Source organism: Granulicella rosea (assembly GCF_900188085.1).
GTDB classification, from domain to species: Bacteria; Acidobacteriota; Terriglobia; order Terriglobales; family Acidobacteriaceae; genus Edaphobacter; species Edaphobacter rosea.
Window position 1 is genome coordinate 89183 of the sequence record NZ_FZOU01000006.1, and the last position, 24881, is coordinate 114063.

Annotated in this window: 24 protein-coding genes; 19 read left to right on the forward strand and 5 right to left on the reverse strand. The window is 63.2% G+C overall.

Annotated features, from left to right (window positions below; genetic code table 11):
* Positions 1-25: 25 nt before the first annotated feature.
* The 7 genes from mreC (at position 26) to CHB87_RS22350 (ending at position 8134) form a co-directional block, all read left to right on the forward strand.
* Positions 26-1204 (forward strand): rod shape-determining protein MreC, encoded by a 1179-nt coding sequence (mreC, locus tag CHB87_RS15890; RefSeq protein WP_089409427.1) that lies wholly within the window; start codon positions 26-28, stop codon positions 1202-1204.
* 233 nt (positions 1205-1437) lie between these two features.
* Positions 1438-1962 (forward strand): rod shape-determining protein MreD, encoded by a 525-nt coding sequence (mreD, locus tag CHB87_RS15895; RefSeq protein WP_089409428.1) that lies wholly within the window; start codon positions 1438-1440, stop codon positions 1960-1962.
* A gap of 60 nt (positions 1963-2022) precedes the next feature.
* Complete coding sequence (gene ald / locus CHB87_RS15900) at positions 2023-3144, forward strand: alanine dehydrogenase (protein ID WP_089409429.1); 1122 nt, start codon at positions 2023-2025, stop codon at positions 3142-3144.
* Between the two features lie 220 nt (positions 3145-3364).
* Entirely contained in the window at positions 3365-5746 is a 2382-nt protein-coding gene (locus CHB87_RS15905) for a sensor histidine kinase (protein WP_089409430.1), read from the forward strand.
* Positions 5746-6159 carry a hypothetical protein gene (locus CHB87_RS15910; protein ID WP_089409431.1) on the forward strand — a complete coding sequence of 138 codons (414 nt, stop codon included), beginning with the start codon at positions 5746-5748 and terminating at the stop codon, positions 6157-6159. Before CHB87_RS15905 ends, CHB87_RS15910 begins: the two co-directional genes overlap by 1 nt.
* A gap of 405 nt (positions 6160-6564) precedes the next feature.
* Complete coding sequence (locus CHB87_RS15915) at positions 6565-7965, forward strand: sigma-54-dependent transcriptional regulator (protein ID WP_089409432.1); 1401 nt, start codon at positions 6565-6567, stop codon at positions 7963-7965.
* Between the two features lies 1 nt (position 7966).
* A complete protein-coding gene (locus tag CHB87_RS22350; RefSeq protein ID WP_176441805.1) occupies positions 7967-8134 on the forward strand; it encodes a hypothetical protein in 168 nt (55 codons plus the stop codon).
* A gap of 96 nt (positions 8135-8230) precedes the next feature.
* Here the strand turns inward: CHB87_RS22350 and CHB87_RS15920 are convergent, their stop codons facing one another.
* Complete coding sequence (locus CHB87_RS15920; RefSeq protein WP_089409433.1) at positions 8231-9148, reverse strand: DMT family transporter; 918 nt, start codon at positions 9146-9148, stop codon at positions 8231-8233.
* A gap of 184 nt (positions 9149-9332) precedes the next feature.
* On the opposite strand from CHB87_RS15920, the gene CHB87_RS15925 reads away from it, so the two are divergent.
* The 4 genes from CHB87_RS15925 to CHB87_RS15940 all read left to right on the forward strand — a co-directional run bounded on the left by CHB87_RS15925 (position 9333) and on the right by CHB87_RS15940 (position 12375).
* Entirely contained in the window at positions 9333-10082 is a 750-nt protein-coding gene (locus CHB87_RS15925) for a hypothetical protein (protein WP_245818035.1), read from the forward strand.
* A 65-nt stretch (positions 10083-10147) separates the two neighbouring features.
* Positions 10148-10438 (forward strand): ArsR/SmtB family transcription factor, encoded by a 291-nt coding sequence (locus CHB87_RS15930; protein ID WP_089409435.1) that lies wholly within the window; start codon positions 10148-10150, stop codon positions 10436-10438.
* Positions 10439-10626: 188 nt separating this feature from the next.
* Positions 10627-11376 (forward strand): SDR family NAD(P)-dependent oxidoreductase, encoded by a 750-nt coding sequence (locus tag CHB87_RS15935; protein WP_089409436.1) that lies wholly within the window; start codon positions 10627-10629, stop codon positions 11374-11376.
* Between the two features lie 243 nt (positions 11377-11619).
* Entirely contained in the window at positions 11620-12375 is a 756-nt protein-coding gene (locus tag CHB87_RS15940) for a glucose 1-dehydrogenase (protein WP_089409437.1), read from the forward strand.
* Between the two features lie 250 nt (positions 12376-12625).
* On the opposite strand, the gene CHB87_RS15945 is transcribed toward CHB87_RS15940, so the two are convergent.
* Complete coding sequence (locus CHB87_RS15945; RefSeq protein WP_245818036.1) at positions 12626-14719, reverse strand: M13 family metallopeptidase; 2094 nt, start codon at positions 14717-14719, stop codon at positions 12626-12628.
* Positions 14720-14891: 172 nt separating this feature from the next.
* On the opposite strand from CHB87_RS15945, the gene CHB87_RS15950 reads away from it, so the two are divergent.
* Positions 14892-16484 carry a hypothetical protein gene (locus tag CHB87_RS15950; protein WP_089409439.1) on the forward strand — a complete coding sequence of 531 codons (1593 nt, stop codon included), beginning with the start codon at positions 14892-14894 and terminating at the stop codon, positions 16482-16484.
* 233 nt (positions 16485-16717) lie between these two features.
* Here CHB87_RS15950 and rpsT read toward each other — a convergent pair whose 3' ends face one another.
* The gene (rpsT, locus tag CHB87_RS15955) at positions 16718-16999 is read right to left on the reverse strand and encodes a 30S ribosomal protein S20 (RefSeq protein WP_089409440.1); all 282 of its coding nucleotides are present in this window, start codon (positions 16997-16999) and stop codon (positions 16718-16720) included.
* A gap of 347 nt (positions 17000-17346) precedes the next feature.
* Between rpsT and CHB87_RS15960 the strand changes: the two genes are divergently transcribed.
* Both CHB87_RS15960 and CHB87_RS15965 read left to right on the forward strand, forming a co-directional pair.
* Positions 17347-17871 carry a DinB family protein gene (locus tag CHB87_RS15960; protein WP_176441806.1) on the forward strand — a complete coding sequence of 175 codons (525 nt, stop codon included), beginning with the start codon at positions 17347-17349 and terminating at the stop codon, positions 17869-17871.
* Positions 17872-17873: 2 nt separating this feature from the next.
* On the forward strand, positions 17874-18344 hold the full coding sequence (locus tag CHB87_RS15965; protein WP_089409442.1) for a hypothetical protein: 471 nt from the start codon (positions 17874-17876) through the stop codon (positions 18342-18344).
* A gap of 6 nt (positions 18345-18350) precedes the next feature.
* On the opposite strand, the gene CHB87_RS15970 is transcribed toward CHB87_RS15965, so the two are convergent.
* Positions 18351-18677 carry a hypothetical protein gene (locus CHB87_RS15970; RefSeq protein WP_176441807.1) on the reverse strand — a complete coding sequence of 109 codons (327 nt, stop codon included), beginning with the start codon at positions 18675-18677 and terminating at the stop codon, positions 18351-18353.
* Positions 18674-19015: a DUF433 domain-containing protein gene (locus tag CHB87_RS15975; protein WP_217897064.1), complete on the reverse strand. Its 342-nt coding sequence runs from the start codon at positions 19013-19015 to the stop codon at positions 18674-18676. Before CHB87_RS15975 ends, CHB87_RS15970 begins: the two co-directional genes overlap by 4 nt.
* Positions 19016-19176: 161 nt before the next feature.
* On the opposite strand from CHB87_RS15975, the gene CHB87_RS15980 reads away from it, so the two are divergent.
* The 5 genes from CHB87_RS15980 to CHB87_RS16005 all read left to right on the forward strand — a co-directional run bounded on the left by CHB87_RS15980 (position 19177) and on the right by CHB87_RS16005 (position 24744).
* Positions 19177-20211 (forward strand): PhoH family protein, encoded by a 1035-nt coding sequence (locus CHB87_RS15980; protein WP_089409443.1) that lies wholly within the window; start codon positions 19177-19179, stop codon positions 20209-20211.
* A gap of 95 nt (positions 20212-20306) precedes the next feature.
* On the forward strand, positions 20307-20792 hold the full coding sequence (gene ybeY, locus CHB87_RS15985) for an rRNA maturation RNase YbeY (protein WP_089409444.1): 486 nt from the start codon (positions 20307-20309) through the stop codon (positions 20790-20792).
* The gene (locus CHB87_RS15990; RefSeq protein WP_089409445.1) at positions 20789-22216 is read left to right on the forward strand and encodes a hemolysin family protein; all 1428 of its coding nucleotides are present in this window, start codon (positions 20789-20791) and stop codon (positions 22214-22216) included. The genes ybeY and CHB87_RS15990 overlap by 4 nt, the downstream gene beginning before the upstream one ends.
* A gap of 615 nt (positions 22217-22831) precedes the next feature.
* Positions 22832-23905, forward strand: a complete 1074-nt coding sequence (era, locus tag CHB87_RS16000) for a GTPase Era (RefSeq protein WP_089409447.1) — start codon at positions 22832-22834, stop codon at positions 23903-23905.
* Between the two features lie 17 nt (positions 23906-23922).
* On the forward strand, positions 23923-24744 hold the full coding sequence (locus CHB87_RS16005; protein ID WP_089409448.1) for a HEAT repeat domain-containing protein: 822 nt from the start codon (positions 23923-23925) through the stop codon (positions 24742-24744).
* Positions 24745-24881 lie beyond the last annotated feature (137 nt).

Consider the following 24881-nt stretch of genomic DNA (forward strand, 5'->3'; position numbering starts at 1 on the left):
CATCGCGGATAATGGAAGTGCGTCCATGGAATCTTTCTTCTCCCGCTTCAAGAACCAGCTCGTGCTCATCGTCATCCTGCTGGTGCAGACCATTGCGCTGGCGGTGCAGGTCCGGCGTCCGGTGGAACCGGGCCATCCGGATGCGGAGTCCGTGCGCCTGCTGCGCTACTGGGCCAGCTCGCTGATGACCCCGGCCGAGCGCATCTCCACCGGCTTCGGCCACAGCGTGCGCGGCGGATGGTCGAGCTACGTCGGTCTGCGCAACGTGCGGGCGGAGAATGAGGCGCTCAAGAAGCAGATCGCCGAGATGCGCCTGCAGCAGGCCGCCATCTCCGAGGACGCGCTCGAGGGCCAGCGCCTGCAGAAGCTGCTCGACTTCCGCGAGCACTACGTCGCCTCCACCATCGCCGCGCAGGTCATCGGCACCAGCGGGTCGGAGCAGTCGCGCATGCTCACCCTGAACAAGGGTTACGAGGACGGGCTGAAGACCGACATGGCCGTCATCACGCCGGACGGCATCGTCGGCAAGCTGCGCCTCGTCTTTCCGCACAGCTCCGAGCTGCTGCTGGTGAACGACCCCACCTCCGGCGCGGGCGTCATCCTGGAGTCGACCCGCATCCGCGCCATCCTGCACGGCAGCGCCAACGGCCGCGTCCAGATCACGAACCTCACGCAGGACTCGCGCATCAAGCCCGGCGAGAAGGTCATCACCTCCGGCGGCGACCAGGTCTTTCCACGCGGGCTCGCCGTGGGCGTCATCGAGTCGATCGTGCCCGACCCCGAGCACCAGCCCTACACCCTCATCACCCTCAAACCCGCCGCCAACCTCTTCCAGTTGGAGGAGGTGCTCGTCATCACCGGCACCCAGCCCAACCTGCCCGGCGACGCGCAGCAGCAGCTCGCCGCCGACGCCGAAAAGCATGCCGCCGACGTCAGCGCCGAGCGCCTGCCCAGCATCCACGACGGCCCCGCCACCGAGGCCGATCCGTCGAAGCCAACCGACGAGACCGCGCCACCGGCGAACAACTCCACCGACCTCGTCCCCAAACCCAAGCCGGCCCTGCATCCGGATCGCTACTCCCCCGGAACCGCTGCCCCGGCCGCGGAGCTGACGCCGGGTTCGCCACGGCCGGCGACCGATGCCCCGGCGGTCGAGCCGGTGAGGAAGACGCCGGTAGCCCCGGAGACGCCGAAGGAGCCATGAATCGTCGCCAACTCGAACAAAACGCAGGTCCTTCGGCTACGCTCAGGATGACGGATCCGTGGCGGGTTCTTTCAAGCCGCTCGTCCTTCCTCGAATCTCTCTTCCTGACTTCCTCAAATCTGTCATCCTGACTTGCTCGAATCTGTCATCCTGAGCGTAGCGCAGCGAAGTCGAAGGATCTGCGTTTTGTTTGCGCCACGACTCGATCCACCGCTTAGAACTGAAAAGAGAAGATGCAGACCCACAGCTACACCTCGCGCCGCGAACTCGAGACCTACCACTTCCACCCGATGGTGGCTGCGCTGGTGCCGCTCGCCTTTCTGCTGCTGCAGGCCTTTCTGCCGAAGATCTTTCCGCGCCTGCTGATCCTCGACCTGCCGCTGGTCGCGGTCATCTTCTTCGCGGTCGCGCGCCGCAGCCCCATCGCCGGCACGATCACCGGCACGGTCATCGGCCTGTTGCAGGACGCGCTCACGCACCAGCCCATCGGCGTGAACGGCATCGCGAAGGCGATCATCGGTTATGCGGCGTCGAGCATCGGCGTGCAGGTGGACGTCGAAAATCTGACGACCCGCATCCTGATGAACTTCGTCCTCTCCTGGGTGCAGAGCCTGCTGCTCTTCCTCATCTTCCGCTATCTGCTGGGCTTGCGCGACACGCACCTGGTGTGGCTGCACGAGCTGGTCCGGGCCAGTTTGAACACGGCTGTCGCCATCCCCGTCTTCCTTCTGCTCGATCGCGTCAAGCTGCGCGAATAAGCGCGTCAGACCGGGCGAGTCGACATCGAATAAGCTGGTTACAACACAGGAGACGAACCGATGACGATTGGCGTGCCGAAGGAAGTGAAGGATCACGAGAGCCGGGTGGGAGTCACCCCCGCCGGCGTACATGCCCTGGTTGCCGCAGGCCACACCGTACTGGTCGAAACCAACGCCGGCGCGCTCTCCGCCTTCACCGATGACGCCTACCAGTCCGCCGGCGCGGAGATCGTCGGCTCGGCCCACGATGTCTGGCGGCTCGCCGACATGGTCGTCAAGGTGAAGGAGCCGGTCGAGAAGGAGTACCGCCACTTCCGCGAGGGGCTGGTCCTGTTCACCTATCTGCATCTTGCGCCCATTCGCGGCCTCACCGACGCGCTGCTGGAGAAAAAAGTCACCGGCATCGCCTACGAGACCGTCCGCGACAAGGCCGGCACGCTGCCGCTGCTGACTCCCATGAGCGAGGTCGCCGGCCGCATGAGCGTGCAGGTCGGCGCGAACTATCTGGAGAAGGAAAAAGGCGGACGCGGCGTTCTGCTGGGCGGCGTCCCGGGCACGCCGCCGGGCAATGTCTGCATCATCGGCGGCGGCATCGTTGGGACGAACGCCGCGAAGATCGCGATCGGCATGGGCGCGAAGGTGACGCTGCTGGACACCAACCTGAACCGCCTGCGCGAGCTGGACGACATCTTCAACGGCCGCCTCTACACCATCAGCTCGAACAGCTATAACGTCGCGCACGCGACCGCGGAGGCCGACCTGGTGATCGGCGGCGTGCTGATCCCCGGCGCGGCGGCGCCCAAGATCGTGACTCGCGCGATGGTGTCGAAGATGAAGAAAGGCGCGGTGATCGTCGACGTGGCGATCGATCAGGGCGGCTGCATCGAGACCGCGCGCCCCACGACCCACACCGATCCCAGCTACGAGGTCGACGGCGTCGTCCACTACTGCGTGACCAATATGCCGGCGGCGGTTCCGTATACCTCGACCCTCGCGCTGACCAATGCGACCTTCCCTTACGTGCTGAAGCTCGCAAATCTCGGCGCCCAGCGCGCGATCTTCGAGGACCACGGCATCGCGGAGGGCGTGAACACCTATCAGGGCGTGCTGACCTACGCGGCTGTCGCCGAGGCGCAGGAGCGGGAGTGGCGGCCGGTGCAGGATCTGATTCTGGGATTCTAGGTCTTTCGGCTTATTCACAAAAGCTCGTCATCCTGAGCGGAGCGAAGGACCCCCGTATTTCGTTTTTGTTGTTGCTGTTGCTGTTTGCGATTGGTAAGGGCAGCGTAAGGCAAGAACAAGTAACGACGAAATACGGGGGTCCTTCACTCCGTTCAGGATGACGGGCTGTTTTGCCAGTTCCGAGCAGTCAGGTCGAAGAGAAGCAAGGGAGCGCAGGCTGATGACCACGAGCAATCGTCGCTGGAAGTTTGGCAGCATCGCCTTCGGCGCGGTCGCGCTGCTGCTGGGCGCGGCATTTGCGTCGCTAAACGCCTTCGATCCCAAGTTCCTCAATCCTGCCTCCACCGGCGAGATCTTCGTCTACACCGGCATCTCCGCCGGCGCGTTTGTCCTCTTCGTCGCCGTGCTGGTCCTGCTGGTCCGCAACGTGTTGAAGCTCTATGCCGATCAGAAGAGCCGTGTGATGGGTACGCGGCTGCGCGTCCGCATGCTGTGGGGCGCGGTGCTGGTCTCGCTCCTGCCCATCGCGTTCATGTTCTTCTTCAGCTACGCGCTGATGAACCGCTCGGTCGACCGCTGGTTCTCGCAGCCGGTGACGCAGATGCGCGACGACAGCAACCGCATGGCGCTGGAGCTGGCGCAGTACACCTCCGCCAACGCGCGCGTCGAGGCCGACTCCATCGCCTCCGGCCTGCCCGCCAGCGGCAAGGCCATCACCGTCGAGGCAGCCGAGCGACTCCTGCGCCAGCATGAGATCACGCTGCAGGGCGGATTCGCCATCATCTACCGCGACGGCAAGGTCGTCGCCGCCTTTCACGTACCGCGGCCCGACGGCGCCCACGCCGAAGTGAAGCCCTGGCTGCCCGAGACCGCCACCGCCGGCGAAGACGCCGAGGCCGCCAACGAACGGCTCTCGAAGGCCGAACTGGCGCCACGGGAGGCGATCCTTCCCGCGCAACTGCCCGCCGACGCGGCAATCTTCGACGCCGCGCAGCGCAACGACGAGCCCATCTTCAGCCTCGGCAGGTTCGACTTCGCGCTTGGCTCCGCCGCCATGAAGCAGGGCGGCGCCGTCGTCGTGGGCCTGCCGATGCCTTACGGCATGGCCGCCACCATGAGCCGTCTGCGCAAGGCCGCAGACGATTACTGGATACTCTTCAAAGGCCGCCGGCAGCTGCGCAACACCTACATGATCCTGCTGATGATGATGACGAGCCTGGCGCTCTTCGCCTCCAGTTGGCTCGCGCTGCATCTTTCGAAGCAGGTCACCAAGCCGGTTGAGGCGCTGGCCGACGCGATGGAGTCGATCGCCGCCGGCGACTACGCGCATCGGGTGGAGGAGAGCGCGACCGAAGAGCTGGGCGATCTGGTCCGCAGCTTCAATCGCATGGCCGAGGATCTCGAAGGCAGCCGCGCGCAGGTCGAGGCCTCCACCGTCCAGCTTTCGCTTGCCAACGCCGCGCTTGAGGCCCGGCGAGGCGAGCTGGAGACGATGCTCGAGACGATCCCCAACGGCGTCGCGACGCTCGACGTCAACCGCCGCATCGTGCTGGCGAATCGCGCGCTGAGCGAGATGCTCGACCCTGGCGGCCAGCGGCCGTTCATCGGCATGAGCCTCGCGGAGGTCTTTCCGCCGGAGATGCTGGAGGCCTTCGACCGCATGATCGGGCGCAGCCACCGCATGGGCGCCGCGTCGAACGAGATGGAGATGACGCTCGCGGGCGGCACGCTGAACCTGCTCGCGACCGTCGCGCTGCTGGAGACCTCGGGCGATACAGGCCGCCGCCACCAGGGCTACGTGCTGGTGCTCGAAGACGCCACCGAGCTGCTGCGCGCGCAGAAGCAGTCCGCGTGGAAAGAGGTCGCGCGCCGTGTCGCGCACGAGATCAAGAATCCGCTGACGCCGATCTCGCTGAGCGCCGAGCAGATTGGACGGCACATCGAGCGGCTCGCCGGACAGGTCGAGTCGCCGTCGATCGCGGTCATCCGGCGCTGCAGCGAGGTCATCTCCGGATCGGTCGAAAGCATGCGGGGCCTTGTCGACCAGTTCGCCGCGCTGGCCGAGTTCCCCACCGCGCGGCCACGTCCGGCGGACCTGAACACCATCGTCGAGAACTCGCTCGCGCTCTTCGCCGGCCGGTTGCAGAACATCAAGCTGACGCGCAAATTCGCGCCCGGCCTGCCGCTCGTGATGGCCGACCCCGAGGCGATGAAGCGCGCGCTCGGCAACCTGATCGACAACGCCGCCGAGGCCATGCAGCAGAGCCTGCTGCGCGAGCTGCGGCTTTCCACCGCGCTGCTCGAAAACGGCATGGTCGAGCTCAGCGTCTCGGACACGGGCGCCGGCCTGACCGACGAGATGCGCGAACGCCTCTTCCTGCCGTACTTCTCGACCAAGCAGCGCGGCACGGGACTTGGCCTCGCGATCGCGGCGAAGATCATCCAGGAGCATCAGGGGACGATTCGCGCCGAGAAGAACGAGCCGGTGGGAGCGCTCTTCATCGTCGAACTGCGCGCGGCCACGCCTGCCGAACTGGGCGAGGGCGACGGCAGCGCGCTGGCGCCGCAGCTACAAGCTGAGCACGTCGCGAGGGTTCAGTAATGAATCTCGACTTGCTGGAAACGCTATCGAGTGTGTCTGGCGACCCCGTATTTGGCCATGTCGCACGTCAGGCATTGGACTTTGTGAACCGATCGAAGACGTTCTCTCAGACCATCTCTTCATCGACGCAATCATCGAAATACCTGGCCGATTTATATGCCTTGCGCCAACGGGCCACTCAATCCAGTGGACACGAGGTCTACAGGTGCGGGTGGGATGAATCGATCAAGTCTCTTGGAGAGACGGATTTTCCGGTAACGAACGCGCATATCGAGACTGACAGGGGATTCGTCATCTTCTTCTTCGCCGAGAAAGACGCCCGTCTTGTTGGCATCATGGTGTGGAGATTGAAAATAACCGTCATAGATCCTTCCCGCGGGAAAGAGACCGGACCAGCTTCGTCAGCGGGTTGATGGCGGGGTAACCCGGCGACGATAGAATGAAAAGTTTGACGGATGGGCCTAAACTCTGCTTATCATAGAAGCAAGTCCCCGGTCGTTTGCCGACGACCGGGGAGTTTGGTTGGCCTACCTGGTGATGAGGTAGACCAAGGCTGCGATCCAGCGCACTTTGCACCGGATCACGAAGTCCAACTGAATGCGACCTTTCAGTCTGAGCATTCGAAGGTACTCCTTTCATGGAGAGGTAGGCCCTGGTTACAGCCAGGGCCTGCTGCCTTTCGGCAACCTTGATGTCCTTCAGCGACCTCCGCCGTCAGGCATTGCCCCCTCACAATCCACGCTTGTATGGCAGTTTACCTGTGCATCTTCCTGCGCGGACGTACGTCTTAGCCCCTAAGATGAAGAGGGAGCCAAGCCTTGAATCACGTACTGATCGTCGATGACGAAGCCGAAATTCGCGAGTCGCTCGCCAGCATTCTGCAGGAGGAGGGCTACCTCGTCACCACCGCCGCCACCGCCGGTGAGGCTCTGACGCTGCTGCGCGACGCCGTCTACGACGTCGTGCTGCTGGACATCTGGCTACCCGACCGCGACGGTCTCGACGCGCTCGGCGAAATCCGCCGGATGTCGTCCGAGCATGTGCCCGAGGTGGTCATCATCTCCGGCCATGGAACGATCGAAGCGGCGGTGAGAGCCACCAAGCTCGGCGCCTACGACTTCCTCGAAAAGCCGCTTTCGCTCGCGCGCACGCTCATCGTCATCAAGAACGCCATGCAGGCGCGGCGCATGCGCGAGGACAACAAGGAGTTCGCGCGGCAGCTCGCCGTACGCGGAACCGTCACCGGCCAGAGCGTTCCGATGAAGGCCTTGCGCCAGCAGATCAGGCTGATGGCGCCGACCAACGGCCGCGTGCTGATCTACGGCGAAAGCGGCACCGGCAAGGAGCTGATCGGTCGCGCCATGCACGCCGAAAGCCTGCGCAAGGACCGCGTCTTCGTCGAGCTGAACTGCGCCGCCATCCCCGAGGACTACATCGAGGCGGAGCTCTTCGGCTATCGCCACGGCGCGGCGCCGGGCTACATCCAGGGCGGCGGCGAGGGCGTACCGGCCGAGAAGCGCGGGACCTTCGAACGCGCCGACGGCGGCACGCTCTTCCTCGACGAGGTCGGCGACATGAGCCTGAAGACCCAGGCCAAGGTGCTGCGCGCGCTCGACGAACAGCGCTTCCTGCCCGTCGGCGCGAGCCATCCCGTACATGTCGACGTGCGCGTGATCGCCGCGACCAACAAGGATCTCGAAGAGGAGATCGCGCGCGGCAACTTCCGCGAAGACCTCTTCTACCGGCTGAACGTCATCCCCTTCTACGTGCCTCCGCTGCGCGATCGCAAGGAAGATATTCCGCTGCTGGTGAAGGAGTTCCTCGGCGAGTTCGGCGCGCAGTACGGCCGGCCGCGCGTGGAGATGGCCGACGACGCCCTCGCCGCGCTGAAGCAGTACCACTGGCCCGGCAATGTCCGCGAGCTGCGCAATCTGGTCGAGCGCGTCGTCATCCTGAACCCCAAGGTGCAGCGCGTCGAGCGCAAACACCTGCCCATGCTGGTCTACCGCGATGCCCGCGATCAGATGCGGTCCGCCCCGGCGCGCGAGGAGTTCCCCACGCTGCTGCAGGCGCGCGAGGCCTACGAACGCGACTACATCCTGAAGAAGCTGGACGAGTGCAACGGCAACGTCAGCCGCGCCGCCGAAGGCCTGGGCCTTGAACGCAGCCACCTCTACCGCAAGATGCGCGCCCTCGGCGTCAGTGTGAAGGAGAGCTAGCATGACCCCGGCAAACGTCCGCCGCTTTATGGCTTATGTGTATCTTGGCAGCATCGTGCTGTGGCTCGCGCTTGGCTACGAGAAAGCTCTGCCGTGGTGGCTGGTGGCGTTCGCCGTCGTCTTCTGCGTGATGCGGGCCTGGATGGCGATGCGCAAGCGAACTACCTAACACCGATCTCAACCGATCTGAAAGGCGATCAAAAGCAGATGATTTTGTTTGTTTTTGATCGCTCCTCAGATCGTTCCAATCGGTGTTAAGCCTTCTCTAAAGAGCCATCTCTTCCTTCACCCTTGTCTTCGACCGCGTCGTCAGCGTAACCGCGGCCGCAAGGATCAGCCCGCCGCCAACCCACGCGCTTGGCCCCAGCCTTTCGCCCAGCACCAGCACCCCCAGCAGGCTGCCGATCAACGGCTCCATGTTCAGCAGCACGCCCGCCTGCGAGGCCGGCACCTGCGTCATGCCCCAGTTCCATAGCAGCGTCGTGGCCGCCGTGCAGAGGAAGCCGCTCGCCGCCAGCGCGGCCCAGGCCTTCATGGAGACATGCGCCACCGGCGGCGCGCCAAACAACACCGGAACCACCACGCACAGCATCAGCATCCCGATCGCCGTGCCGTAGGCCGTAATCACGATGGGCGAGTGCCGCTCCATCAACTGCTTGTTGCCCAGCAGCCAGAAGAGCGCGATGAACATCGACGCCACCACCAGCAGGTCGCCCGCCAGCGACGCCTCGCCCGGCCTGCCCGAGTGGCCGCCCAACGCGATCAGCGCCGCGCCGGTGGTCGAACCCGCCAGCGCCACCCAGCCGATCGCGTCCATCCGCTCCTGCGCGAAGAGCGTCGCGCCGACCGCCAGCAGCACCGGCATCGTGCCCACCATCAACGACGCATGGCTGACCGTCGTCAGGTGCAGCCCTTGGAACTGCAGCAGAAACTGCACCGGAATCCCCAGGAACGACGCGCCCGCCAGCACGCCCCACTCCCGCCTGTTCAATCCGGGCCGATGCGTCACGAGCAGCGGAGAAAGCGCGAGCGTCGCGAACAAAAACCGGTAGAAGACCATCGCGCCAACGTTCATCTCCGCCAGCGCAATCTTGCCAAAGAAGAATCCGCAACCCCACAACGCGCTCGCCAGACAGCAGGCCGCAAAGCCCAGCCCACGTCTCTTTTCCGCAACCACTCTCATCCTTCCACTGTCGCACACCTCGCTCCGGCGGACGCGCGCGGACGAATTAACGAATCCAGTCTCCGAAATGGGCCGTCCAATGGGTAAGATGAACCCAATGAATCCTTATCGAATTTTGCCTGCAGCGTGCTTTGCGCTCTGTCTTGGCGTCGCGCTTTCGTCGCCCAGAGCACACGCGCAGGATTTGGCCGCAGTCAGTCTGCCCGACTCTCCCGGCGCGGCTGCCTCCTCGACCTCCGCAACGGCCGTCGCAGTCCCTGCCACCACCGTGGAAGACTCCACCGCCAGCATGGAGGGCCAGACGGCATCCGCCGCCGGCCAGTCCGATCACAAGGACGGCCAGACCAAGCGCATCCTCGGCATCGTGCCGAACTTCCGCGCCGTCAGCGCCGACGAGCATCCGCCCAAGCAGACTGTCCGCGAAAAGTTCGTCACCGCGACCCAGGATAGCTTCGACTACTCCTCCGTGCTGCTGCCCGTGGCCGTCGCGGCCTATGCCTACGGCACCAACCAGACGCCGGAGTTCGGCAAGGGCGGCGTCGGCTTCGGACGCTACCTCTGGCACTCCGTCGTCGACCAGACCATCGAAAACTACTCGGTCGAGTTCATCGTTCCCGCCCTGACCCACGAAGACACCCGCTACTACACGCTCGGCAAGGGCGGATTTTTGAAGCGCACCGGCTATTCGCTCAGCCGCATCGTCGTCACGCGCAACGACCAGGGCCACGACACCTTCAACGCCGGCGAGATCGTCGGTGCGGGCATGGCCTCCGGCATCTCGAACCTCTACTACCCCGGCCCCGAACGCAACTTCTCGAACACCGCCGACCGCTGGGGCACCAACGTCGGCATCGACGCCGCGACCTTCATGTTCAAGGAGTTCTGGCCGGACATCAACCACCACCTCTTCCATCACCATGGCGCGATGGACTAGGCCTGGAGTCCACGCGCCCCGCGCTGCATCTACACTACTGGTAGAGTGCAGCGCGGGAGAGCCCCATGGAGACGGTCCAACTTTCGACGAAAGAGATTCAACTCATCGCGAAGGCGCTGGCCGATCCGCGCCGCGTGGAGATCCTGAAGCAGATCGGCGAAGGTTGTTGTGATGCCGGCCTGCCCTGTTCGAACATCCGCAGTTGCCAGCCCGTCACCGCCGCGACCCTCTCCCACCACATGAAGGAACTCGAACGCGCCGGACTGATCGAGATCGCCCGCGAGGGCAAGTTCGCCAACCTCAAGCTGCGCCGGCCCACCCTGCAGGCGTATATGGACTATCTGAAGGCCATCTAGCGTTTTTGCTTTCTTGTTTGTCCTCCTCGAAGAGGATCCGCTTCATCTTTCTGCCCAGCCTGCCGAGAACAGCAGATTCCCTGCGGGAATGACAAACAAAAAGAGCTGCATCCGATCCGAAGCTCGTCACATCAATTAGACACATATCGAAACGTCGAACCGATGACGTTCCGAACGGAGATCGAAAGATGAGCAAGCTCAGCAATAAAGTCGCAGTCGTCACCGGAGCGTCGAAGGGTATCGGCGCGCAGATCGCCAAGGATCTGGCCGCGGCGGGCGCGTCCGTCGTCGTGAACTACGCCTCCAGCAAGACCGGCGCGGACAAGGTCGTCGCCGAGATCGTCGCGGCGGGCGGCAAGGCCATCGCCGTGCAGGGCAGCGTCGCGGTCGCGGCGGACGTCACGCGCATCTTCGCCGAGACCAAGGCCGCCTACGGCCGGGTCGACATCCTCGTCAACAACGCGGGCGTCTACGAGTTCTCGCCGCTCGCGAACATCACCGAGGAGCACTATCACCGCATCTTCAACACCAACGTGCTGGGTCTGCTGCTGACCACGCAGGAGGCGGTCAAGCTCTTCCCCGCGACCGGCGGCAGCATCATCAACATCGGCTCGCTGGTTACCACGATCACCCCCGCCGCCTCGGCCGTCTACACCGCGACCAAGGGCGCCGTGGACGCGATCACCGGCGTGCTGGCGAAGGAGCTCGGCCCGCAGAAGATCCGCGTGAACGCGCTGAACCCCGGCCTGGTCGAGACCGAAGGCACGCACACGGCGGGCTTCGTTGGCAGCGACTTCCATAAGGAAGCCGTAAGCCGTACGCCGCTTGGCCGCACCGGCCAGCCGTCCGATATCGGCGCCGTCGCGGTCTTCCTCGCGTCGGACGACGCAGGCTGGCTGACCGGCGAGAAGATCACCGCCGCCGGCGGCGCGTACTAAGACACCACGGTTCGGGATGACGGGCTCACCGCAAACGCCCGTCATCCTGAACGCAGTGAAGGACCGCCGTATTTCGTTCGCATCTGCGATCTCTTCTCCGATGCGAGCGACATATCGCGGCTCCTTCAAAACGAGCAACAACAAAAGCCAATACAGGGGTCCTTCGCTACGCTCAGGATGACGAGCGCTTCAGGGCTGCAACCCAACAAATTCAGCGACTTTCGAACGAAACAGGAGCAAGTCATGGCAAAGAAACTCGAAGGCAAGATCGCACTCGTCACCGGCGGCAGCACTGGAATCGGCCTCGCCACCGCGCAGCGCTTCGTCTCCGAAGGCGCATATGTCTACATCACCGGTCGGCGCCAGCCGGAGCTGGACGCGGCCGTGAAGACCATCGGCTCGAACGTCACCGCCGTGCAGGCCGACGCGTCGAAGCTCGACGACCTCGACCGCCTCTACGCGCAGATCAAGCAGGAGAAGGGCCGCGTCGACATCGTCTTCGCGAACGCCGGCGGCGGCGAGTTCCTGCCGCTCGGCCAGATCACCGAGGAGCACTTCGACAAGACCTTCAACACCAACGTGAAGGGCCTGCTCTTTACCGTGCAGAAGGCGCTGCCGCTCTTCCCCGAGGCAGGCGGTTCGATCATCCTGAATGCATCGATCGTGTCGATCAAGGGTATTCCGGCGTTTGGCGTCTATTCGGCGACCAAGGCGGCGGTACGCTCGTTTGCGCGGACGTGGGCGGCCGAGTTGAAGAACAGGGGCATCCGCGTGAACGTCATCAGCCCCGGACCGATCGAGACGCCGGCCATCGACGGTCTGGTGAAGACGAAGGAAGAGCGCGACGCCTTCCTCAACGGCATGGCGGCGCAGGTTCCGCTCGGCCGAGTCGGCCAGCCCGACGAGATCGCCAAGGTTGCGGTCTTCCTCGCATCCGACGATTCGAGCTACGTGCAGGGCGTCGAGCTCTTCGTCGACGGCGGCATGGCCCAGGTCTAACTTTCATTTGAGGCGCTAGGCCGAGGCCGTGCTTAAGGGCACGGCTTCAGCCGTGCCGCAAACCTCCGCGGAGGCTGGACCGTTTTAGCGGCTGAGGAACGCTTTCACTCTCACAAGGGCACAGAAGCGTACCCCAGCGGCTAAAGCCGTAAGACAAGACGGCACATGTGGCACGGCTAAAGCCGTGCCCTTAACAAAACAAAAAGCCTCGCATCCGAAGTTTGGATGCGAGGCTTTTTATCATCGATAACTACCAGACCCGGCAGCTATTCGCCGGAACCATCGGCGTTCCCACCTTGCAGCTAAACGCCCCCGCAAAGCCGGGCTGGTTCACGATCGCGCCATTCACGCGGATGTGGTCCGGCGCGTGCGGATCGGCAAGCACCTGCGACCGCACCTGCTCCGGCCGCGAGTTCTCGCACCATCCCTGCGCGTAACCGATGTAGAACCGCTGCGGCGCGGTGAAGCCGTCCACCTTCGCCGTCAGATCGACGCCCGTCTTCTTCGCGTGTTCGAGATACGCCATGTAGGCGAGCACCAGGCCGCCGTTGTCGGCCGTGTTCTCGCCCAGCGTCAGCTTGCCGTTCACCTTCACATCGCCGGTGGGATCCTTCACCGCGGTGAAGCCGTCGTACTCCTTCACCAGGCAGTCGGTGCGGGCCTCGAAGCCCTTGGTGTCGGCGGCGGTCCACCAGTCCGAGAGATTGCCCTTGCCGTCGAACTTCTTGCCCTGATCGTCGAAGCCGTGCGTCAGCTCATGTCCGATGACGCCGCCGATGTCGCCGTAGTTCACGGCGTCGTCGGCCTTGGGGTCGAAGTAGGGCGGCTGCAAAATACCCGCCGGGAAGTTGATGTCGTTCATGCTGGGGTTGTAGTAGGCGTTCACGGTCGGGGGACTCATGTCCCACTCGCCCGGATCGACCGGCTTGCCGATCTTCGCCAGCTCGTGCGCGCTTGAAAACTCGTTCGCCCGCATGGAGTTGCCGAAGGCGTCGTCCGGCTTCACGGTCAGAGCGGAGTAGTCGCGCCACTTGTCCGGGTAGCCGATCTTGTTCGCCACCAGCTTCAGCTTGGCCTTTGCCTTCAACTTCGTCTCGGGGCTCATCCAGGTGAGCGTGTCGATGTCGCGATCCATTGCGTCCTCGATCTCCTTCACCATCACGACCATCCGCTGCTTGCTCTCGCCCGCGAAGTACTGGTCGACGTAGACCTTGCCCAGCGCCTCCGCCAGCGCGCCATCCACCGAGCGCGAGCAGCGCTTCCAGCGCGGCGCCTGCTCCGGCTGGCCGTACAGCTTCACGCCGTAGAAGTCGAAGTTCTCCGCGTCGATCCGCTTCGGCAGCCGGCCCGCGTAGGCGGTCAGCAGATGGTAGCGCATGTACGCCTTCAGCACGGACATATCCGTATCGCGCACCTGGTGTAGCAGCACCGGGAAGTAGTCCGGCGTGGAGTTGTTGATCTCCGTCACATGCGGCGCGTGCAACGCCTCCTCGTAGCGCGGCAGGTTGAAGCCCGGGACCGTCGCCGTAAAGGCGGAGATCGTCTGGAGGTGATAGGTCTTCTCCGGCTCGCGCAGGTCGACGACGCCCATCGAACCCTTCGCCAGCGCCGTCTCGAAGGCCATCACCGCATTCGCATCGCGCAGCGCCTGCTGCGGCGAGCTGCCGGCAAAGGTCAGCATCTTCACGATGTGCGCGACATACTGCTTGCGCAGCTCCTCGTCCTTGGCGCCGGTGCGCAGGTAGTAGTCCTTCTCGGGCATGCCGAGCCCGCCCTGCGAGATATAGGCGATCTGCTTGCTGGCGTCCTTATAATCCTGCTGCTCGCCGAAGCTGAAGAAGACATCCACGCCCTCGCGCTGCAGACTGCCGATCAGCCCCGGCAGCGCCAGCTTGCCGCGCACGCCGTCGCCCAGCGCGTCGATCTGGGCCAGCAGCGGCTGGATCGGCGCGAGATCGAGCCGCTCGATCCGGTCGGTATCCATGCACGCCTTGTAGTAGTCGCCGATCTTCTGGGCGTCCGCGGAACGATCGGACCCGCCTGCCTCGGCCTGTTCGAGGATGCCGCGCAGCCACTGCGTGTTCACGTTCATCAGCACATAGGCAGGGCCCATGCCGCCCTCGTCCGCCGGAATGGGGTGGTTGGCGGCGAACTTGCCGCAGGCGAACTGGTAGAAGTCCGTACAGGGGTCGACCGCGCGGTCGAGCGAGGTCGGGTCGAAGCCCGGAATCGGCACATACGACGGCGTCGCGGCTGGCTTTGCCGCCTGTCCGAACAGGCTGCCGCCCGCGAGTGTGCTTGCAACCACCATCCCTACCGTCAAAAATCGCTTCAAATCCTTCATTCGCACCCTCATGCTCTCGTACTGCCCTAAAACTTTGTAACATGGTGCTGCAATACGAAGCCTGCCGCGCACGTACTCGATTGGCCGTTTGCGTCGTCTACGCAATGTGCAGCGTCTATCCAACAGAAGTCACCTCAGGCCGATACGCATCCGGCGCGGAATCCGTTCCCCAATGCCCCAGCTCCCGCTCCAACGCAGACTGCTCGCCGCCACGCTTCTCGTCGCCGGCCTTGCGCCGTTGCGCGTGCTGGCCGCCGGGCCGAAGACGCCGCAGCCAGTGGCGAAGATTCCGCTTGCGGAGATGGGCTTCTACCCCACGCCGCCGCGGCTGCTCTTTCCCGGCGGCGCCATGTTCACGGTCAACTTCGTCGATTCGTCGCACCTGCTCGTCACCTTCAACGCACGCGGCCTGCTGAACCGCGACCTGAACGACCCGCCCGACGACCAGGACCGTAAGGTCGCGGCGCTGCTCATCAGCTACCCTTCGGGCGAGGTGCTGGCTCGCACCGAGTGGCTGACGCACGACCACGCCCGCTATCTGTGGGCGCTGCCCAACGGACGCTTTCTCCTGCGCATCCGGGGAAAGGTAAGCGTGATTGCCCCGCTCGCCAACCTGCCCACCGGCGACGCCTTCCGCGAGCAGCCCTACCTGCAGTCGGACCGCCGCATCGGCCTGATGCTGCTCTCGCCCGGCGGCGAAATGATGGTCGTCGAGACCGTCGCGAACACCTCCACAACCCCGCAGTTCGCCGAATCGACGGCAGCCGATGTCGGCATCAGCTTCTACCGGGTCACGCCGCCCACCGTCGGCCCAGGCGTCGCCGGCGACATCGCGCGGCCGCGCTACGCGGGCTCCGGACGATTCCAGTCTATGGTCGACATCCCCCTGACCGCGGAGGGCTTCCTCGACGCGTCGCAGGAGCCGCCATCGAAGAGCTCCCCCGGCGGCTATCTCTTCGACTTCTACACCCATTCCGGCAAGAAGCAGGAGCTGGCGGGCTTCGACACCAGTTGCCGACCGACCGCCGTCTTCCTCAGCCGGAGCGAGTTCATCGGCTTCGGCTGTCGCGGCAGCGCGGACAAGCCGGAGCTCGGCGCCTTCAACCTGAAGGGCGACCCGCTGTGGGTCGAGTCCGTGCCCAACGGCGTCCGGACCGCCTACCTCGCCACCGCGCCCGAAGTCGGCCGCTTCGGACTCAGCCGGCTGATCTTCACCGCCGGCACCACCAATCCGCAGCCGGATGAGATCGGCGTCTCGAACGTCGAATCGCAGCAGATCACCGTCATCCAGACTTGGAGCGGGCAGGAGCTGCTGAAGCTCTCGACCACGCCCGTCCACGGCAACGGCCAGAACTACGACCTCTCCGCCGACGGCCAGTCGCTCGTGCTGCTGCGCGACGATACCCTCGAGCTCTACCAACTGCCGCCGCTCTCGGACAAGGACAAGGCCGCCGTCGCCGAAGCCGTGGCGGCTTATCCGCAGCGCGAGACCGCCCTCGTCACCCTTCGCCGCTCCGGCCCGAAGACCGCCGAGGAGCTGGCCAAAGAGGCCGTCAAACCCGCCGAGACGCCGCTCGATACGAGCACATTCCGCATCCCGGCGAGAACCGACGCCGATCCGCTCTCCACGCTGCAGATCGTCGGCGATCAGGGCGCCGCCCCGCCGCCCCCGCCGGGAGACGCACCGGAGGTGCAGGGCGACCAGCCCCATCGCAAACCGCCGACCCTTCTCCTGCCAGGCGAGACGCCGGAGGATAAGAAGTAGGTCCTCTTGCTTGGAGCCACGCCACCGCTCGTCATCCTGAGCGAAGCGTAGCGGAGTCGATGGCCCCTGTATTTTGTTCGAAGCCGCGAGCGATAGAGACGATCAGAACAAAATACGGGGGTCCTTCACTATGTTCAGGATGATGAACACGTGAGGCAGCGCCCACGAAAAAGGGCCGGCTCCGAAACCTCGGAGCCAGCCCTTTCTTACACAAACCTCACAGCGAGAAGAGCTTACGCAGCCTTCTTCGCCAGCACGGCAGCCTTCACGCGCGCATTCAGACGGCTCTTGTAGCGGCTCGCGGTGTTCTTGTGCAGGACGCCCTTCTGGACGCTCTTGTCGAGCAGCGAAGCGGTCGAGCTGTAGACAGCGGCCAGCGTGGTCGCATCGCCCTTTGCGATCGCCTCACGCAGGGTGCGCAGGGTGCCGCGCAGCTTGCTCTTGTTGGAACGGTTGACGGCAGTCTTGACGATGGTCTGACGGGCGCGCTTGAGCGAGGAAACATGATTTGCCATTGCTAAACTCTCTTCTCTATTACCGGGTTCGCCGGGAAATTTCGCCCGACTGAGCCGGGAGATGAGGATGCGGGCCACGGCCCCAATATTTGGCGCAAATGGTAACCGGACCGACCCCAACCCGCGGAGCCAGGCACGACGCATCCCTGCAATCTCTAAGTCTACGCATCGAGCCTCCAAAAATCAACGACTCCCTGCTTTTCTTGTTTGTCATTCCCGCAGGGAATCTGCTCCTCGTCTGCCGATCTGCCTGCTCCAAAGAAAACGGCCCCGCCAGTTCCCACCCGGACCCCGTTTCGCGTAGGCTGAGTTTGCCTTCCACGAAATCCAAAGAGGTTACAAGCCCCATGCAAAAGCTCGCCGCCCTCGTCCTCGCCCTTGGCTGCACCGCTGCCGCCCACGCCCAGGCAGCCAACCCGGTCCTGACCAGCGCCCGCCAGGTCTTCGACCAGAAGTCCAAGCTCATCGTCGCCGCAGCGGACGAGATGCCCGCCGACAAGTACAGCTTCAAACCCACGCCCGCGCAGTGGAGCTACGGCAAGACCATCGCGCACGTCGTCCAGGGCAACACGCTGGTCTGCGCCATGATCGGCGGCACACCCGCGACCGGCATCGCCGAGGTGAAGGAGACCGACTCCAAGGAGGCCCTCATCGCGGCGCTCAAGGCGAGCTTCGACTTCTGCTCGAAGTCGCTCGACGCGACCTCGGACGCCAAGCTCGGCGACGAGATCACCTTCTTCGGCGGTCGCAAGACGGTTCGCGCCCGCGCTCTGCTGGAGCTGGATATCGACGTGACCGACCACTACTCGCAGATGGCCAGCTACCTGCGCCTGAGCGGCCTGCTGCCGCCGTCTGCCCAGCCGAAGAAGTAGAAATGCGTTTCTACACTCAGGCGGAATGTGAGCAGTGGCTTGCGCGCAGAGAACGCTCCTTGCCGGTTGACGCCGGCAAGGAGCTTTTGCACATTGACACCAACGTTCAAGGTAGTCGAATAGCTTACCTAACTCGCACGATCGCAATGTCGGTTTCCTACAGGATGCCTGTCCTGCTGTGGATTACAGAATGGGGAATTTGGCCGAGCAGTGAGAACTGGCGCCTGTACTACAAACTTCGCGAGTCATACGGCGACCGCCAGCTACTTGAAGATGCTCCCGGTCATCTCTTCCTGGAGCACGAGACGGAAGACTTCGCCTCGTTTCTCCAACTAGCGATCCAAAACGGCTGGGGTGGCCACATTCAGCCCGTTGCACCATACGTCACCGCGTTCTTCAGTCATGACGAGTACATGGACTTTTACTCAAATAATAAGGACATCCTCGAAGAGCTCGGGAAGAAGTTAGGATGACTCGTTCTACCGAAACGGAATCTGCACCTCAAAATAACTGCCCGGCGTACTCGCATTCACCGCAATTGAAATCTCTTCCAAATACAGCTTCACCATCGGCCATTGAGAGTTTCCGAGGATGACGAGCGATATCCTGCGGCCAGTCAAATTCTGTTGATAGCGAATATTCTTATCGGTGCTTAGGAGGAGATCGTAACCCGCATCCTCGGCCATCCGGATCAACTCACCGTTTTCAAGCTCATGCCAGCCGATCCAGCGCGCGAGCGTGACTTCGTGCCCCGGCAGGCTGCGTGCAATCGGCTTCGGCGCACCATTGTCGAACAGTATCTTCATGCAGCGACAAGCGGCCTAGTCGCAAGACTGGCGACCGCAAACTGAAGTACGGCCCTTACCTCGTCCGCAGTGACATCGAAGACCTCGGTGATCTCCTCAACAGACATGCCGGCTTCGAGATTGAGAAACACGGTCTCTACCGGCATGCGCGTTCCACGAAAGACCCACGCGCCGCTCAGTTTGCCGGGGACACTTTCCACTGCCGGGCACTGTGACCAATCCAACGCAGCCATGTCGATTTCTCCTGCGTTTAAAATACGCCATTCAAACAGGTTTCGATCCGCTTTTCCACTCCCGTCCATAATCTTCACGAAACCACCCTTGACGCGGCCGTTCAAGAGTTCTAATCTCCACTCATCTTCGACTCACGTTTGGCGTCTCCCGCTAACCCGGTCTTAGTCCACGCACATCGCCCGGTGTGCTGTCTGGCACTATTCCTGCTCACAATCCATCTAACAAGCTGTTGCATGCCACGTCCTGACGGAGGTCAGATCACCGATTGATGAAAAAGGCGCTTGAAATCACACCCGGCATCGAACCCCTCTATGGAACACGCGACGAGAACCTTCGCCTCCTCGAAGACGGCCTGCAGGTCGTCATCGACCTACGCTCCGACGGCATCCACCTCTCCGGCGCCGACGATCGCGTAGCCCGCGCCGCCCAGGTGTTCGCGGACTTCGACGCGCTTCGACGATCGGGCGTCCATCTGCAAAACGGCGAGCTGCACGCGATGTTGAAGATGGTGGTCGCCGATCCCGGCATCTCGTTGAAATCATTGGTGGATTCGGGCAAGCAGCGGTCCGCCGGCGTCAAGCGCATGGTGCAGCCCCGCTCGCCCAACCAGAAGAAGTATGTCGAGGCCATCGAGGGCTCGGACATGACCTTCGGCCTCGGGCCAGCCGGTACCGGCAAGACCTACCTCGCGGTCGCGATGGCCGTCTCCGCGCTGCTGAGTAAGAAGGTCAGCCGCATCATCCTCGTCCGCCCGGCGGTCGAGGCCGGCGAGCGCCTCGGGTTCCTTCCGGGCTCGCTGCAGGAGAAGGTCGACCCCTACCTGAGACCGCTTTACGACGCGCTCTACGATCTGCTCGACCAGGAGAAGGTCGATAAGTTGCTGGAACGAAACGTGATCGAGGTTGCGCCGCTGGCGTTCATGCGCGGCCGCACGCTCTCGGACGCGTTCATCATCATGGACGAGGCGCAGAACACGACCATCGAGCAGATGAAGATGTTCGTCACGCGCCTGGGCAACAACTCCAAGGCCGTCATCACCGGCGACCTCACCCAGACCGACCTGCCGAATCCGAAGAAGTCCGGTCTGCTGGACGCGCTCAACGTGCTTTCAGGCGTCGAGGGCATCCGCTTCTGCCACTTCGAGGATGTGGACGTCGTGCGCCACGCGCTCGTACAGCGCATCGTGCGCGCGTACGACTCCTACGGCCGCGCGCAGCAGCAGTTGCCGATCGGCGAGGAGGCGGCGCTGGGTCAGCCGCTGGCCGAACCGCTCGCCAAGCCGGCGCCGAAACCGCAATAAATGCAGGAAATCTGCGATACCATCAAAGGCAGGAGCGCAGTCGGCTCCTGCCTTTTGTTTCATCCAGGAGTTTCGCTGCAGCATCCAAACAACCGATGATCACCATCGAACCCCCAAGTAGCGCCGAAGCACTCACGCTGAGTAAGCCCGCCCTGTCGCGCTTCTTCAATCGCGCGCAGAAGGCCGTCGGCCTTGAAGGCTCGGTCGAGGTGCTGCTGGCCGACGACGCCACCCTCAAGCGCCTGAACAAATCCTTTCGCGGCAAGAACAAGGCGACCGACGTCCTCAGCTTCCCTTCGCCGGATGAGATGTACGACGCGGGCATGGCCGGCGACCTCGCCATCTCGCTTGAGACCGCCGCCCGCCAGGCCGCGCAGTACGGCCACACGCTCGAAATCGAACTCCGCGTCCTGATGCTCCACGGTCTGCTGCACCTTGCCGGCGAGGACCACGAGACCGACAACGGGGAGATGGCCGCGCTCGAAGACCAACTGCGCCAGACCCTGAAGCTGCCCGTAAGCCTGATCGACCGCGTCACGAAACCCGTGAAAAAGGCCGCGACGAAGAGGGCGAAGGCATGAGCCCAGCCTACGCCGTGGCCATGCTCCTGCTGCTCGCAATCCTCGCGCTGGCGGCCTATATCGATCGCGTCTACTCGGAGATGGGCAAGTTTCTCGCCCGCGAGTACCAGGACAATATCGACTCCTGGGAGGAGCTGGTCGAGCCGAAGCTGATGCTCGGGCGCGAGTCCGTCGCGCTTTCGGCCTCGATCCTGCGCCAGGCTACGCTCGCGACCATCGCCCTGCTGGCCGGCGTCCGGCTGTATACGCAGCCGGAGGCACCGCACATCGCGGAGTTCCTGCGCGTCGCCTTCGAGTTGATCCTGCTGATCCTGATCTTCGACCGGCTTGTCCCGCAGGTGCTCTTCACCCGCACGCGCGGCACGTGGATCGTTCGTATCCGCTACATTCTGCAGACGATCTTCATCCTGCTGCTGCCGGTGACGATGCTGCTCAGCCTGATCCTGTCGATCGCCGCGCTGGCCGAACCCGAAGATCCGTCCGAAGAGGAGCACCCGTCCGAGGCGATGGATGCGCTGCTCGAAGCGGGCGAGGAAGAGGGCATTCTGGAGGAGTCCGACCGCGAGCTCGTACGGTCGGTCGTCGAGTTCGGCGACAAGGTCGTGCGCGAGATCATGACGCCGCGGCCGGAGATCTTCGCCGTGCCGGGCTCGATGACGCTGCGCGAGTTCACGGCCGAGCTGGAGGATCACGTCTACTCCCGCGTGCCGGTCTACCGCAACACGCTCGACGAGATCACCGGCATCGTCTTCGCACACGACCTGCTGCAGATCGCGGACACCGACGCTGAGACCCGCACCGTCGCGCAGCTCCAGCGCAAGACCGACTTTGTCCCCGAGACCAAGAAGGTCGCCGAACTGCTGCGCGAGATGCAGCGCGCCAAGCAGCACATGCGCATCGTCATCGACGAGTACGGGCAGGTGGCTGGCATCGTGACCATCGAAGACCTGATCGAGGCCATCGTGGGCTCGCTGGCCGACGAGCACGACGAGCCGGAGGAGGACGACGCCCCCATCCGCGAGGCCAACGGCGCGTATGTCGTCTCGGGAACCTTCGAAATCTCGCGCCTGCGCGACCTCTTCGCCGACCAGTTCCCCGGCAACCGTCCCGCGGAGGCCTTTGAGGCCGAACCCGACAGCAAGCCCCAGAGCGAAGACCTCGACGACCTGAACATGGACGACGAGGCGCCCGTCGCCAGAGAAGCGAAGGAACCGCGCGACACCCGCGACGACCCCACGTCGCTGCGCCTGCCGGAGCACTATGAGTCCACGACTCTTGGTGGGCTGGTGTCGGAAATCGCCGGCCACATCCCGCTGCCTGGTGAGGTGGTCGAGGAAGATGGACTGCGGCTTGAGGTGCTGGCCTCAACCGACCGCCGGATCGATCGGATACGCGTCAGCCTCGCGACCACGCCCGACGAATAGGTTTTCTACGTCGATACATGACGGAACGTAACCGCATATTGAAAGAGGTCGCGGAGTCCGTCGAATAGCAGAACTATTTCTAAGCGGAGTGCGCGATCGTGCTACAGAGCATTAAGCAAATATTGGGCTTACTCGTCCTCTTGGTTGCGGCGAACTCATGGCTGCCGCAGATGGCATTTTGTCAGGCGCGTAGCAACTCCCGGAGTGTGTCTCTGTGTGAGCTGATCGCTCATTCTTCTCTATATACAGGTCAAGAGGTAACTACGACCGCGCGGATTACGTTCTTCAAACATGGGACCGCGTTGTGGGACCCGGAGTGCCGCGGCCTTGGCGCGGATATGCACTCGGAGGACAGCGAGCATCAGTCGCAATCCGTGCGGGAGTTGACAAATCTGGTGAGGCAGGGCGGATTCGGCGATCATCCTGTGATTGCTACGATGACTGGCATCTGGATAGGCCAAATATCCTCGGAGCATCCCAGTTTTCTGCCCCAGCCTCGTACCGTCTTCAAAGTGCTCAGCGCCTCGAATATCGGCCGCTCCAAGTGGATCGAACGGCGCTATTAAGCTTTGCGGGTAATGAAGACACCGTACTAAACGGCGCATAATAGAGAGAATGCCTTTTCGCTCCGGTTTCGTCTCCATCATCGGCCGTCCCAACGCCGGCAAGTCCACGCTGCTGAACGCCCTGCTGGGTCAGAAGCTCGCCATCGTCACGCATAAGCCGCAGACGACGCGCACCCGCATCCACGGCGTTCTCGAAGTTCCGCTCAAGAAGAAGACCAAGGACGTCGCCGGCCGTCCCGCCGCGCAGATCGTCATGGTCGACACCCCCGGCATCCACAAGCCGGATACTCAGCTCGACCGCCGCATGATGCAGGAGGTCCACGACGCGCTCGAATCGCGCAACGCCGTGCTCTTCATCGTCGACGTGACCCACAAGCTGCCGAAGGTCGACCCCAACGCCGCCGGGCCCGGCGAAGCCCCGAAGATGAAGATTACCGGCCGCATGACGCTCTCGGCCGCCGAGGACGACTTCGCCCTCCAGCTCATCCAGAAGCTCGACTGCCCGGTCATCCTGCTGTTGAACAAGATCGACACCATCTCGCCGGCGGAGATCATGCCGCTGATCGCGCACTGGTCCGGGCTCTACAACTTCGCCGAGATCATCCCCATCTCCGCGCGCAAGAAGATCAACCTGGAGCTGATGCTCGACAAGGTGGTCGACCTGCTGCCCGAGGGCCAGCGCTACTTCCCCAAGCACCAGCTCACGGACCAGCCCGAGCGCTTCCTCGTCGCCGAACTGATACGTGAAAAGATCCTGATGCTGACCGGCGAAGAGGTTCCCTACGCGACCGCCGTCGTCATCGAAAAGTACGAAGAGCCGCCTCCACAAGCAGGCAAGCCCAGGGCGGGGGCGAAGCTGCCGGTCACCAAGATCTCCGCCGCCATCTTCTGCGAGCGCACCGGCCAGAAGGCGATCCTGATCGGCAAGCAGGGCGTGATGTTGAAGGAGATCGGCACCGCCGCGCGTAAGGACATCGAATCGCTGCTGGGCACGCGGGTGTTTCTGGAGCTGTTCGTGAAGGTGCAGGAGGACTGGCGGTCCAAGCCCGGGTTCATCGAGGATCTGGACTGGCGGCGTCAGCTCGAACAGCTTGCCGAAAAGCAGGCGAACGAGGAAGAGTAGTGGCGAGGAAAGGTCAGATGGAGCAACACTGCGTCCAAGCTTTTATTCAGCGGATCGACGCACTGTTTATGGCTACGCTTAGGGGTGGCCATGATGACGATGCTCCGTGGAAGGCGATCTGCAGCCTTCGCTTATCGGGAAGCGCTTTTGTCTTCCATAAAGCGAAGACGTGGTGCAACTCGATAAATCCTCTCAAACGTGCGAGAGCCGCAAGTATCCTGGGGCAGCTCCAGATTACCCACAGACATCCTTGGAAGAGCGAAAAGGTATTTGTCGCGGAGAGCTTTGCGATTCTTTCTGCGTTGATCCCCAAAGAGACAGACGTCTACGCGCTGAACTCTGAGCTGTCTGCGTTAGGAACCTTGGACGACCCAAATGCGCTGCCGATTCTGACCTCCTTCGCGCAACATTCCGATTCAACCACCCGATACGCGGTTGCGGTCGCACTTGGCAGCTTTGCCGATGACCCGGGTTCTGTGAAGGCTCTGTTAGAGCTTATGGAAGATCGGGACCACGAAGTGCGCGACTGGGCTATCTTCGGCCTGGGAACACTGGGGCACGCTGACTCAGAGGAGATTCGTCAGGCCTTCTTTGCACACCTGAAAGATCCATTCATCAATGCACGAGAGGAGGCTACAGTTGCGCTTGCCCACAGGCGTGACCAGCGAGTAATTCGCCCCCTTATCAATCTTCTCAAGAGGGATCACGACCGGCTACTGCTGCTTGAGGCCGCGCGCATCTTTCTTGACATGGAGGATGACCCGCCGGATTGGTTCGAGGCGGAATATATAGCCGCTCTTGAAGCTAAGTTTTCGGAGACGCTGACCGTCTCAGCGTAGCTAAGCGTCTTGCTTCTTGCGCCTCGTCCTTCATCCGGAGCTTTTGGGCTTGTTCACAGATCGGCTTCGTCAAATCGATCCTTGAATCGATGTCCAGCGGCGGTAGGCCGGTTGGAGGAAATGGATCGGAGCCTTTC